At 66.9% G+C, this 12824-nt stretch carries 9 protein-coding genes; 1 reads left to right on the forward strand and 8 read right to left on the reverse strand.

What is annotated here, in order from left to right; translation table 11 throughout:
* Nucleotides 1-70 precede the first annotated feature (70 nt).
* Nucleotides 71-2989 (reverse strand): SIR2 family protein, encoded by a 2919-nt coding sequence (locus ASC93_RS08385; RefSeq protein ID WP_056440010.1) that lies wholly within the window; start codon nucleotides 2987-2989, stop codon nucleotides 71-73.
* Between the two features lie 3 nt (nucleotides 2990-2992).
* The gene (locus tag ASC93_RS08390) at nucleotides 2993-3634 is read right to left on the reverse strand and encodes a glycoside hydrolase family 19 protein (RefSeq protein WP_056440012.1); all 642 of its coding nucleotides are present in this window, start codon (nucleotides 3632-3634) and stop codon (nucleotides 2993-2995) included.
* 295 nt (nucleotides 3635-3929) lie between these two features.
* Between ASC93_RS08390 and ASC93_RS08395 the strand changes: the two genes are divergently transcribed.
* Nucleotides 3930-4850, forward strand: coding sequence for an AraC family transcriptional regulator (locus ASC93_RS08395; RefSeq protein ID WP_056440257.1), 921 nt, complete (start codon nucleotides 3930-3932; stop codon nucleotides 4848-4850).
* A 13-nt stretch (nucleotides 4851-4863) separates the two neighbouring features.
* Here the strand turns inward: ASC93_RS08395 and ASC93_RS08400 are convergent, their stop codons facing one another.
* From ASC93_RS08400 to hyi, 6 genes are all read right to left on the reverse strand, one after another.
* Entirely contained in the window at nucleotides 4864-7113 is a 2250-nt protein-coding gene (locus tag ASC93_RS08400; protein ID WP_056440014.1) for a TonB-dependent receptor, read from the reverse strand.
* 144 nt (nucleotides 7114-7257) lie between these two features.
* A complete protein-coding gene (locus ASC93_RS08405; protein ID WP_056440259.1) occupies nucleotides 7258-8082 on the reverse strand; it encodes an isocitrate lyase/phosphoenolpyruvate mutase family protein in 825 nt (274 codons plus the stop codon).
* Nucleotides 8083-8161: 79 nt separating this feature from the next.
* Nucleotides 8162-9592, reverse strand: coding sequence for a pyruvate kinase (pyk, locus tag ASC93_RS08410; RefSeq protein WP_056440016.1), 1431 nt, complete (start codon nucleotides 9590-9592; stop codon nucleotides 8162-8164).
* A gap of 91 nt (nucleotides 9593-9683) precedes the next feature.
* Nucleotides 9684-10949 carry a glycerate kinase gene (locus ASC93_RS08415; protein WP_056440018.1) on the reverse strand — a complete coding sequence of 422 codons (1266 nt, stop codon included), beginning with the start codon at nucleotides 10947-10949 and terminating at the stop codon, nucleotides 9684-9686.
* 139 nt (nucleotides 10950-11088) lie between these two features.
* Entirely contained in the window at nucleotides 11089-11979 is an 891-nt protein-coding gene (locus tag ASC93_RS08420; protein WP_056440020.1) for a 2-hydroxy-3-oxopropionate reductase, read from the reverse strand.
* Nucleotides 11980-12012: 33 nt separating this feature from the next.
* The gene (gene hyi, locus ASC93_RS08425) at nucleotides 12013-12795 is read right to left on the reverse strand and encodes a hydroxypyruvate isomerase (protein ID WP_056440022.1); all 783 of its coding nucleotides are present in this window, start codon (nucleotides 12793-12795) and stop codon (nucleotides 12013-12015) included.
* Between the last annotated feature and the right edge of the window lie 29 nt (nucleotides 12796-12824).

Below are 12824 nucleotides of genomic sequence, written 5' to 3' on the forward strand. Positions count from 1 at the left end.
GACATGGCTCGATACGGCAACGGTATTTGAAAATGGCGTCTCGTTCGAACGCGAGCGCGTGCCCTGCGTTTCAATGCGATAGCACTTTCGAGCTGGCAAGGCTTTCATAACTTTCTTTTGCCAGTTTCAACAGCACGTTATTTTCGCCCTGGCGGGCCGAAATCTCCTTGAGGATTTTTCTCAGTTGTAGGAGCGCGTCGTCGGTCGAATTTTCTCGAGAAGCGATCAATGCCAGACCATATTCCCCATACAGGCGGCCGGTCGGGACGTGTTCGTTTTCGGCAAGCCGCGTGAACCGCTGCCTCGCCTTGTCGATGACGGGACCGGCGTTCTTCGGCTCCGCATCGGCTTTACGCAACAATGCGAAACCGATGCGGGGATCCGTTTGATAGCCGAGTTCGCCGCCATACCGTTCTTCGTTCGCTTCCGCATCGAGATACTGCTTCTCCGCCGCATTCGGCTTCTTCTCCATCAGTTTCACGTCGCCCGCCATCATGCACACGCGGGCCTTGATCCAGAATTTCCTCGGACAGGATTTCACGAACCGCTTGGCGTTACCGATGTGGATCCGGGCCTCGAAGATACGGTCCTGCTTCGCGCAGATCCGCGCTTTCCAGGCACTGGCAAGCGCCCGCAGATCGTTGTCCTGGTCCGTCAGCAACTGCAAACCCTGGTCGATGTATTTCATGGCCTGGATGTCCGAGCCCTCTTCGATATATGTCCAGCCCAGTGCATCGATGTTCAGCAGCGCCCGCGTGCGTTTGTCCAGGTCGCTGGCCATCGCCATCGCCTTATTGACGAAATACAGCCGGTGACCGTTCAGGAAACGGCTGTCCATGTAGTGGACCAGCAGAAGCAGGAAGTCCACGATGATCGGCTGATCTTCGGCCCACCACATCAGGCTTTCGATGATGGGCCAATACGGATCGATCTTTACGAACTCTTCCCGGACGAGCGCATTCCAGTATCGTTCGGGAATCTCGGGCCGGCAAACGACGCCGTCCGCGCTCAGGAAGGCGAGAAGATGGCGGGCGAGCTCGGTGCGGGCATGATTCAGCTGCACCTGGTCGATCAGATTTTGACGGCTGAGCGCCTCCTTGATCGTCCGGTGCATGAAATAGTTGTCGTACAGTGCGTCATAGCCGAGCAGGCCGAATCGCAGGCAAGTCTGCAGGGCCTGCTGGAGCACATTGTCGTCCGCGGTTTTCGCCGCGCATTTCAACAATGCCGACGGCACCCATTCTTCGGCGGGAAACGCCGCCATCGCTTCGACCACGCGGCGCGCTTCCCCGTCCACCGGCAGTTTTTCCCAGATCGCGGCCGTGATCGAATCGAAGACCGGTTCGATTCCCTGGCTCCCGCCGGCGCGGGAACGCTCGATTGCCGCGTCGAGCCAATCGTCCTTCGGCGCCCCGTTGATCAGGCCCAGCGCCAATCGGATCGCCTGGGGATTCCCCATCGTGAGATCGACCACCTTTTTCTCGACGGTGGCGAGCGCATCGAAATGGCGGCGCAGCATGATGGCGCGCGCGTGTTCGTGCACCATTTTGACCGCATCGGCGCCGCCGAGCCGCGTCACCTCGACCATGAATCCCGCCACGACGGCGGTTCGCGTCGTCACGACGATTCTGCTGCGGGCATAGGAGAAATTCCCGATGTCTTCCAGCCAGGCCTTGATATCGTCGAAGCGCGTGGCCTCCGCGTCGCGCTGCTCCTCCGCCCGGGATTGATGTTGATCGGCGCGAGGATCGTCGAGATCTTCGATCACGATCAGCACACGGCGCTCCTGCAGCAGCGCCTCGATCTTGTGACGCAGCCGTTCCGATTCGCTGTCGTCCAACTGTACGTTGCCGTCCAGCTGGGATGTAATCGAACTGAAGATCTGGTCCAGCGTGTGGAAGCCGCCGTTCTTCCGCAAGACCGGGCGGATCCAGATGATTTGTTCGAAACCCTCTATCCAGAGCGAGCGATTGCTGGGCTGGAGTTTCTTCTTGGCGGCGTCGGCCACCAGATGCGTTTTACCGACGCCGGCTTCCCCTCTCACCACGATGACACGGAATTCGGACGACAGCCCGCTCCTGATCCGATCGGTCACGCGCTCGCTCCTCACGGAATACGGGTGTCTCATCAGCAAGGGACTGCTCGCTGGAAATTTCCTTGTCCCGAGTACCTGCTGGCGTCGGCGTTCCATGCTGTTCAGCGACCTGCTGAATTGCTGCAGCCATTCTTCGATCTTCTTTTCCGCGTCGGACGTCCCGGGCTTTGCGTCGATCGGGATCACCGTGACCCCGCGCGCCTTCATGGCGAGGATGGACAATTCCGTCGGTTGAAACTGGATCGCATAAATCAATGGCGGGGTCGTGCCGGTCTGGAAGACCGCATTTCCGAGAATCATTGCCAGGTTCGGATCGCTGAAGCTGTAGCCGATGAACAGGACGGTCCGCGTCTGCAGTTCGACTTTCAACAGGTCCGCCACCGCCGGGTTCTTGGCCGCATAGCTGTAGAAGTCGCGCGCCGTCAGCACGATGGAATTCGGATCGGCCAGGTCCCCGTGGAGCTTGATGATCGACAGCATGGACGTGTCGGACAAACCGACGTGCGACGCGTTGTAGATGACGTGCCGGTTGATCTGTTTTTTCTGGGACGCCTGTTCGAGGAGGTTATCGAAATTGGTCGTATAGATGCGTTGAACCGGCAGCGACACGAGCAGCTCGTGGGTTTTATTGACCCGGAATTTCACGTGGCCCAACTGTTCTTTCAAGTGCTGGACCAGTGCACTGCGCCCATGCTTGACTTCATACAGCTCGGCGACCTGTAACAGATCGAGGTCGTCGGCATCGGGACCGAGTTCCTCTTTCAGGGGAGCCATCAGCTTTTTCCAGGTGGGCAGCCGGGAAGCAAGCGACACCCCCGCACCGACGAAGATCGTGCCGTTGCCGCGTACAAACCGTTCGACCAGCAAGCGGTCGACCTGCGGGGGATTTTCCATACGTCAGGCGCCCAATGCCGCGCTCAATCGCGCAAACAGCGCCTCGCGCTGCGCCAGCGCCTGTTTTCCACCGTTGATGATCATGGTCATCCGAACGAAGTCTTCCTCCCTGGGATGGCCCGCACCGGAATCCGCCAGGGCATTCAAATGATGCGCCTGCCAAAAGTACGCTGCGCTGCGTGCGGCATTGGCGCGTTCTCCCAGCATTTCGGGTTTGTCCTGCAATGGCAGGCCGATCTGCTTCGCGACCTGGCCATAATTGGTTCGCCCGGTAATCTGCAGCAGGCCACGTCCGCGGAAGCGAAAACCGTCGCCGGATGTCACGTCGCCGTTTCCCATCCGGTTCGCGTACACGAAATTTCCCAGCGCCTCGGGGTTGCGCAGATAAGCGGCGGCGTTTGCGCCGCCGGGAAAGCGGCTGGGCCAGACCTTGCCCAGTCGTAGCGCCGTGGTAAAGAAAAGATTTTCCTCCAATACACTGAAGCCGGCCGACTCGATGCCGGTTTGTGCAATGAAAGCCGCCGCCCGGGACGGGGTCGTGATGTCGAATTCGGGCATGACCTGGTTGAGTGTTTCGGCCCAACCGTCCGGATCCTGACATTGCGGCAGCTTTTCCCTCAACAGCTGGCCTGTGATGGAAACCATGATGTGTCCTTTCAGGTCGACGTTCGCATGGCGTGCACTTCCGCACGGTCTAATCCCGTCTTTGTTTCCAGGATCAAGTTCTTTTATTGATGGCCGGTTTACGTCGAGCCGCAGCCGATTGATACAATAATTTACACACATCGAGAAACCAGGTAACGAAAACTTAATTCGGTTCAAGATTGAATTTATTAATCCGCAAGCTTGAATCCATATAAAAAGCGTGCACACGGGCCATGGCATGGCTGCGGGCAGTCCTGTGAACGAAATGACATCGTTGCTATACTTGCACGCCATGATGCCGACCCAACCCCTGACCTGCCCCGACCCGCTCGCGCGCGCGCCGCGCGCCGCGCCGTCCGGCCGGCCGACCGACTGGCTGCGCCTGCCCCCGCCGTCGCTGCAGGGCGCGCTCGTCGCGCTGGCCGGGCGCGACACCCGCGGCCTGCAGCTCGACAACGTCCAGCGCCTGTCGCATTTCCCGTCGTCGCCGCTCGTCACGCTGTCGTGGTTCCGCGACGTCGACGTCGGCCAGGTCAGGCAAGGCGCGCACGGCCTGGAATGGCAACCGTTCGGCTCACCCTGCGTCGTCTCGGGCACGCAGGCCGATCCCTGCACGACCTGGGCGCCGACGACGGGACACGGCTGCATGGCGCTGTTCCGCGCCGACGCCGCGCAAGCCCTGTTCGGGCTGGATCTCGCGCGCATCCAGGACCGTTTCGTGCCGGCCGAAGACGTCATGGGCGCCGAATGGACGCCGTTCTGGGACGCGCTGCGCACCAGCGCCGACGAGGATCTGATCGACGTGCTGGCGCGCCACCTCGCGCGCCGCTGGCAGGCGCTGCGCGGGCGCGATTCCGGCCAGGCGTCGCTGCGCCAGCTCGGCCGGCACTGGGTCGAACGCCTCGCGTGGCAGGCGCACGAGTGGCGGCGCGAACACAGCCCGCGCCACGTCGAGCGCCGCATCAAGTCGTTCAGCGGCCGCTCGCTGCGCGAATGGCAGGCGATCGTGCGCACCGAAGGCCTGTTCTTCGCCGCGCGCGACCGCCACGATGCCGGCCAGCGGCTCGACTGGGCCGCGATGGCGCTGGACGAAGGCTTCGCCGACCAGGCCCACATGACGCGCGCCGTGCGCCGCATCACCGGCTTCGCGCCGGCGGAATTCGCGCGCCGCTTCGCCGACGACGAGTCGTTCTGGATGTACCGGCTGTGGGTGTGAAGCGCGTGCAGGCTCAGTCGAACGTGCAGCGCACGCCGAAGCGGATCGTGCGCGGGGCGCCGGGCGCGTAAAAGGTCGAGTGCACGACGCGCGCATCGCCGCCCCGTGCCATGAACGTGCCGTCCGTCGAGAAGCCGGTGGCGCCGAGCTGCGCCGCCGTCGCGTAGCGCCGGTCGAACAGGTTGTCGACCTGGGCGAACAGGCGCAGGCGCGGCGCCGGCGCAAAGGTCGTCCCGAGGTCGAACACGGCATGGCCCGCCGTCCTGCCGCTGCCCAGGAACCCCGTGCCGTCCGGACGATGCAGGCCGTTCTCGTTGCCGCGCGCCGTCGAATCCGATACGGCCTGCACGCCCAGTTCCGCCGACCACGCGGGCGTGACCTGCCACCCGGCGCGCGCCTTGCCTACGTGGCGCGGCATCAGGGGCAGGCGATCGCCGGGGCGGACCGCGATATTGCCGTCCGCATCGGCGCTGCTGTTGCCGGCACCGTTGATGGTCTCCGCGCTTTCGAACGTCGCGGCCAGGTACGTGTAGTGCACGGACATCTCCACCGTGCCGGCATGGCCGTCGGCGCCCAGCTCGACGCCCTGGCGGCGCGTGCGGCCGACGTTGCGGAAATAGCCGAAGCCCGCCGCGTCGTCGGCGACGAACAGGATGTCGTCGTGGTTCGTCGCGCGGAACACGCCGGCGCTCCAGTGCACGCCGCGGATCGTCCCGCGCACGCCCGCTTCCCACGTGCGCGTGACGACCTGCCGCAGCGGCGGATCGCCCGCCATCGCATTCGGCAGCTTGCACGGATTCGCCGGATCGGCGCAGCCCAGTTCCACCGCGGTCGGCGTGCGGCTGCCTTCGTCGTAGCCGGCATAGGCATTCAGTTGCCGCGACGGCGACCACGTCATGCCGGCCGCGGGATTGAAGCGGCCGTAGCGATGGTCGCCGTCCAGCGAACCGCTGCCGCCGCCGGGATGGATGCGGTCGCGGTTGTGGACGGCCGTGCGGTTGTAGCGGCCGGACAGGGTCACGTGCAGGCCGTCGCGCAGGCGCAGCGTGTCCATCGCATACACGCTCCACGTGCGCGCGCGGCCGTCGAGGTCGACCGCCCTGTCGTCGTCGAACACGCCGACCGGCGCGATGCCGCGGTCTGGATTCACGGCGCCGAATTGCACGCTCTGGCGGAAGTCCACGCGGCTCGCGTCGAACGCCGCGCCGGCCGTCAGCCCCTTGGGCAGCGACGCCTGTCCGCTCAATCCCGCACTCGCCTGCGTGCTGGCCGTGCGGTTGACGAGTCCATTCGGTACGTCGTCCACGAGCGCATCGTCGTTCAGGTCCCCGTTGACGGTCGACGCGCGGATGCGGCGGTAGTAGGCGTTCCCGGACAGCAGGACGCCGGCGCCGACGTCGCGGCTGGCCGTCAGATTCAGCAGCGCGGCGCGGTTCCTGGTCACGTCCGGCTTCGTGTAGACGCTGGCGGCGTCCCGCGCGAGCAGCCGCTCCTCCTGCAAGCCGTTGCCGGCAAGGCGGCTGGACGAGAATGCGGCACTCAGCGCCACGTCGCTCGACCCGCCGCGCCATCCGGCCTTGCCGAACAACTGGCCGAGGCGCGTGGGCGAATCGTCGCGCCAGCCGTGGTCGCGAAACGCGGTGCCGGTGACGTACCAGTGCAGGCCGCGCCCGTCATGGCCGCCGTGTTCGAATCCGGTCTCCGCGCGTCCGTAGCCGCCCGTCTGCACATCCAGCACCGTGCCGGGATCGTGCTCGCCATCCTTGGTCCGGACGACGAGCGCGCCGCCCAGCGTGTTCAGTCCGAACAGCGGATTCGAGCCCGGCATCAGGGTCAGCGACGCGATGGCGGCGCGCGGGATCAGGTCCCAGCCGACGACGTCGCCGAACGGCTGGTTCATGCGCACGCCGTCCATGTACACCGACAGTCCCTGCGGCGTGCCGAGCAGCGGCGACGCCGTGAAGCCGCGGTAGTTGACGTCCGGCTGGAGTGGATTGCCCTGGATTTCGTTGACGAAGACGCTGCCCAGCCGGCGGTTCAACGCGTCCGGCAGCGTGGCGCCGTCCTTCGCGTTGACGGCGGCGCCGTCCAGGGTCTGCACGTTCGCGGCGACCCGTTCGCGCGCGACGCCCAGGCCCGGCAGCGGCGTCGTGCCGACGATTTCGACGACGGCCGGCAATGGATCGGCTGCAGCGCCTCCATGCCAGAGGGCCGCGACGGCGGCCGCCAGCACGGCCGCGCGCAGGTTCGTACGTTGTGCCATGGTCGGTGGGGTCCCTGTCTCCGTGATAGTTTGTCGCTGCTATCACTGCAGGAACCATTCCAGGGCCAGGCGCTACGACATCGACGGCCGCACGCACGCCACTGCGCCACTTCGGATCACCCGGGTGTTCCGTTCCGGTACAACTCAGGCCGGCGCGAAGATGCGATTCAGCGTCGCGGCGTCGAGCGCATCGTCGGCGTAGGCGAAGGTCCCCTGCTCCAGGACTTCGCGCGCGGCGCGCACGAGCGCCCCGTACGCGGCGCGCGCGAGCGACGCGCCCAGGCTCACGCGCGTGACGCCGAGACGGGCCAGTTCGGGAACCGTGAGCGGCATGCCGGGCATGCCCATCATGATGTTGACCGGCCGGTCGACCGACCGCACGACTTCCGCGATCTCGTCCGCGGTGCGCAGGCCCGGTGCGAACAGCACGTCCGCGCCGGCCTCCTGGTAGGCCTGCAGGCGGCGGATGGTGTCGCCGAGATCCGGCCTGCCGACGCGGAAGTTTTCGGCGCGGCCCGTCAGCACGAACTTGAAGCCGAGCGAGCGTGCCGCCTCGGCCGCCGCGCGGATGCGATCGGTGGCAAGGCCGATGTCGTACAGCGGGTCGTCCGGATCGCCGGTCGCATCCTCGATGGAGCCGCCCACGATGCCCGTCGCCGCCGCTTCGATGATCGTACGGGCCGCATCGTCGGCGGATGGGCCGAAGCCCGACTGCAGGTCGGCGGACAGCGGCAGGTCCGTCGCCGCGGCCAGTTGGGCCAGGTGCGGCAGCATGTCCTGCACGGTGATGGTCGGATCCGTCTTCCCTTGCGAGAACGCGAAGCCGGCGCTGGTGCCGGCGAGCGCCGGCACACCCAGGTGCCGCAGCAGCTTCGCCGATCCCGCGTCCCACGGGTTCGGGATGACGAAGCAGTTACCGCGCCGGTGCAGGTCGACGAACGCCTGCGCTTTTTCCAACTGGGTCTTCATGTGCTCCATGGTGCGCATCTCCTGTCGGTGGTGGAATGCTACGTTACCAGACACGCCACGCGGGAAGATGCGCGGAATGTCACATGCCGGGTTCCTCGCCCACGCGCACGACGTGCAGCAGGTTCGTGCGGCCCGGACGGCCGGACGGGAAGCCCGCCACCACCACGACGTCGTCGCCCACGTCGGCCAGGCCGTGCTGCTGCGCGGCCGCCACGCCGTCCGCCACCATGCGCTCGAACCCCTCCGCTTCCTGGAACGGCACCGGATGCACGCCCCACACGAGCGCCAGGCGGCGTGCGATCTCGGCGCGCGGCGTCAGCGCGAGGATAGTCGCGGACGGCCGCTCGCGGCTCGCGCGCAGGCACGTCGCGCCGCTGGCCGTGTACGTGACCGTCGCGGCGGGCGCCAGCAGGTTGGTCACGCGGCGCAGCGCGCAGCAGATGGCGTCGGCCGTCGTCCTGTCGGCCGGCTTGTGGCTCGCGTCCAGGCCGTCGCGCCAGCGCGGGTCCTGCTCCACTTCGCGGATCACATTGTCCATCACGGTGACCGATTGCACCGGATACTGGCCCGACGCCGATTCGGCCGACAGCATGACGGCGTCGGCGCCCTCGTAGATCGCGGTGGCGACGTCGGACACTTCGGCGCGCGTCGGCACCGGCGCGGACGTCATCGATTCCAGCATCTGCGTGGCGACGACGACGGGACGGCCGGCGGCGCGCGCGGCATGCACGATCCGGCGCTGCAGCACGGGCACCTGTTGCGGCGGGAGTTCCACGCCCAGGTCGCCGCGCGCCACCATGATGCCGTCGGCCAGCGCGACGATACCGTCCAGCGCATCGATCGCCGCCGGCTTTTCCAGCTTGGCCATGATCCACGCGCGGTCGCCGATCAGGGCGCGCGCCTCGACGATGTCTTCGGGGCGCTGCACGAACGACAGCGCGACCCAGTCCACGCCCAGCGCCAGGCCGAACGCCAGGTCGGCGCGGTCCTTGTGTGTCAACGGCGAGATCGGCAGCACGACGCCCGGCACGTTGACGCCCTTGCGGTCGGACAGCGCGCCGCCGGCCATCACGGTCGTCTCGGCGAAGTCCGGGCCGCAGGCGTCCACGCACAGGCGCAGCTTGCCGTCGTCCAGCAGCAGGTCGGTGCCGGGGCGCAGCGCGGCGAAGATTTCCGGGTGCGGCATGCCGGCGCGGGCCGCCGTGCCCTCGGCGGTGTCGAGGTCGAGGCGGAAGCGGCTGCCCGTCTCCAGCATCGCCTTGCCGCCGGCCATGCGGCCGACGCGCAGCTTGGGTCCCTGCAGGTCCATCAGGATGCCGATCGGCCGGCCGATGTCGCGCTCGACGGCGCGGATCGTGTTGAAGCGCGCGGCGTGGTCGTCGTGGCTGCCGTGGCTGAAGTTGAGGCGGAAGACGTCGGCGCCGGCCAATGCCAGCGCGTAGATTTGGTCGGGGGTGGAACTGGAGGGGCCGAGGGTGGCCAGGATGCGGGCGCGGCGTTGGCGTAGCATGGGATCAGTCCTAGTCTTGGAATAAAAAAAACGGGTACGCCGCCGCCGCGGCGTACCCGCTAAAGGGAAGTCTCGGGTGCGCGAACGTGGTCTAGGCCACGTAGATCGCGCGGAAATCGTTCACGTTCGTCAGCGTGGGACCCGTGATGAGGGAATCGCCCAGCGCACGGAAGAACGTGTGCGCATCGTTGTTCTCGAGGCTCGCGCGCGGCGGCATGCCGCGCTCCCAGCCGCGAGCCAGCGTGTCGGGCGTGACGAACGCGCCGGCGATTTCCTCGGCGCCGTCGACGCCGTCGGTGTCCCCCGCCAGCGCGTGGATGCCGGCAGCACCGTCCAGCGCGACGGCGAGCGCCAGCAGGAATTCGACGTTGCGCCCGCCGCGGCCGTCGCCGCGGATGGTGACGGTCGTCTCGCCGCCGGACAGCAGCACGCACGGTCCCGCCACCGGCTGGCCGTGGCGTTTGGCCTGCAGGGCGATGCCGGCCATGACCTTGGCCACGTCGCGCGCTTCGCCTTCGATGCTGTCGCCGAGGATCAGCGGCGTGACGCCGGCCTTGCGGGCGACTTCCGCCGCCGCTTCCAGCGCCATCTGCGGCGAGGCGACGATATGCGTTTCGACGTATTCCAGGCGGCGCGCACCCGGCTTGACCGTCTCGCCTGCGCCGGATTCCAGCAGGCGGCGCGCGCCCTCGGGCAAGTCGATGCCGTAGCGGCGCACGACTTCCAGCGCGTCCGCGCAGGTGGTCGGGTCGGCCACGGTGGGGCCGGACGCGATGTCCATCGGGTTGTCGCCCGGGACATCGGAAATCAGGAGGTTGACCACGCGCGCCGGGTGGCAGGCCGCGGCCAGCCGGCCGCCCTTGATGGCCGACAGGTGCCGGCGCACGCAGTTCATTTCGGTGATGCTGGCGCCGGACGCGAGCAGCGCGCGGTTGATCGCCTGCTTGTCTTCCAGCGTGACGCCCTCGCCCGGCAGCGGCAGCAGCGACGAGCCGCCGCCGGAGATCAGGCAGAGCACGAGGTCGTCCGCCGACAGGCCGCGCACCGTGCGCAGCATGCGCTGGGCGGCTTCGCGGCCGGCGGCGTCCGGCACCGGGTGGGCGGCTTCGACGATCTCGATGCGCTCGCACGGCACGGCATAGCCGTAGCGCGTGACGACGAGGCCCGACAGCGGCCCGGGCCAGCTCCGCTCCAGCGCCTGGGCCATCGCGGCCGACGCCTTGCCGGCGCCGATCACGACCGTGCGGCCCCTGGGCGGCGCCGGCAGGTTGCGCGGAATGCACAGCGAAGGCTGGGCCGCATCCACGGCGGCGGTGAACATGCTGGCGAGCAGTTCGCGCGGATTCATCGTAGTCATCAAAGTCTCCATGTGGTTCCCGGTGCAGCCTCGAGATGGGCGGCTTTCGCCTGGTGGGCACGGGGTGCCCACCCTACGGTTTGTCACGTCCGTAGGGTGGGCTCCCCGAGCCCACGCGCACGTTGGCGTTGTGTTGGCGTTACTGCTTCTGGCCGATCTCGAAGTTCGCCATGATCTCGAGCGCGCGCACCATGGCCGAGTGGTCCCAGCTGCCGCCGTCGTGCGCGGCGCAGGTGTTGAACAGTTCCTGCGCGGTGGCGGTGTTCGGCAGCGGCACGCCGAGCTGGCGGCCGGTGGTCAGCGCCAGGTTCAGGTCCTTGCGGTGCAGGTCGATGCGGAAGCCCGGCGCGAACGTACGCTTGACCATCCGTTCGCCGTGCACTTCGAGGATGCGCGAGTTGGCGAAACCGCCCATCAGCGCTTCGCGCACGCGGGCCGGATCGGCGCCGGCCTTGGCGGCCAGCAGCAGCGCCTCGCCCACCGCTTCGATGGTCAGCGCGACGATGATCTGGTTGGCGACCTTGGTGATCTGGCCGTCGCCGTTGCCGCCGACGAGGGTGATGTTCTTGCCCATCTTGTCGAACAGGGGCTTCACTTTCGCGAAGGCCGCCTCGCTGCCGCCAACCATGATGGTCAGGCTCGCGGCCTTGGCGCCCACTTCGCCGCCCGACACCGGCGCGTCCAGGTATTCGCAGCCCAGCGCATTGACGCGTTTGGCGAAGTCCTTGGTGGCGACCGGGGAGATCGAGCTCATGTCGACGACGATCTTGCCGGCCTTCAGGCTTGAGGCGACGCCGTCCTTGCCGAACAGGACCTCGTCCACCTGCGGGGTGTCCGGGACCATGATGAAGATGATGTCCGACTGCGATGCCACTTCGGCGCCGTTCAGGCACACGCGGGCGCCCGCTTCGACGAGGGCCGACGGGGTCGGGCCGACGGTGTTCGTGAACAGCGTGTGGCCGTCGTTGATGAGGTGACCCGCCATCGGGGCACCCATGATGCCCAGGCCGATGAATCCGATGTTTGCCATGATGATTCTCCTTCAGTTTTTTAGTGACAGGGCTTACTGCGCGGCCAGCCTGGCGATCCAGTCCAGGCCCGCGCGGGTGTCGGCGGCCGGCTTGTATTCGCAGCCGATCCAGCCGTCGTAGCCGATGCGGTCCAGGTGCTTGAACAGCCACGGGTAGTTGATCTCGCCCGTGCCCGGCTCGTTGCGGCCCGGGTTGTCGGCGACCTGGATGTGCGCGATTTTGGCCAGGTGGCGTTCGACCGTCTTCGCCAGTTCGCCTTCCGTGCGCTGGGCGTGGTAGACGTCGTACTGGACGAACAGGTTGTCCGCGCCGACCGACTCGATCAGGTCCAGCGCCTGCTGCGTCGTGTTCAGGTAGAAGCCCGGGATGTCGTACGTGTTGATCGGCTCGATCAGCAGGCGGATGCCGGCCTGCTTCAGTTGCGTCGCCGCGTAGCGCAGGTTCTCGATGACGGTGCGGCGCAAGGTGCCCGCATCGACACCCGCCGGGGCGATGCCGACCAGGCAGTTCACCTGGCGGCAGTTGAGCGCCTTGGCGTACTCGATGGCGCGGGCCACGCCCTCGCGGAACTCGGCCTCGCGGCCGGGCAGCACGGCGATGCCGCGCTCACCCTTGTCCCAGTCGCCGGCCGGCAGGTTGTGCAGGACCTGCGTCAGGCCGAACTGCTGCAGGCGTTCCGCCAGCGCTTCCTTCTCGAAGCCGTACGGGAACAGATACTCGACGCCCTTGAATCCCGCGTCGTGCGCGGCCTCGAAGCGGTCGAGGAACGGCAGTTCGTTGAACAGCATCGTCAGGTTGGCTGCAAATCTTGGCATGTTTGTCTCCTACTCTTTCAGTGCCGGCC

This window comes from Massilia sp. Root335, from assembly GCF_001425685.1.
Taxonomy (GTDB): domain Bacteria; phylum Pseudomonadota; class Gammaproteobacteria; order Burkholderiales; family Burkholderiaceae_D; genus Telluria; species Telluria luteola.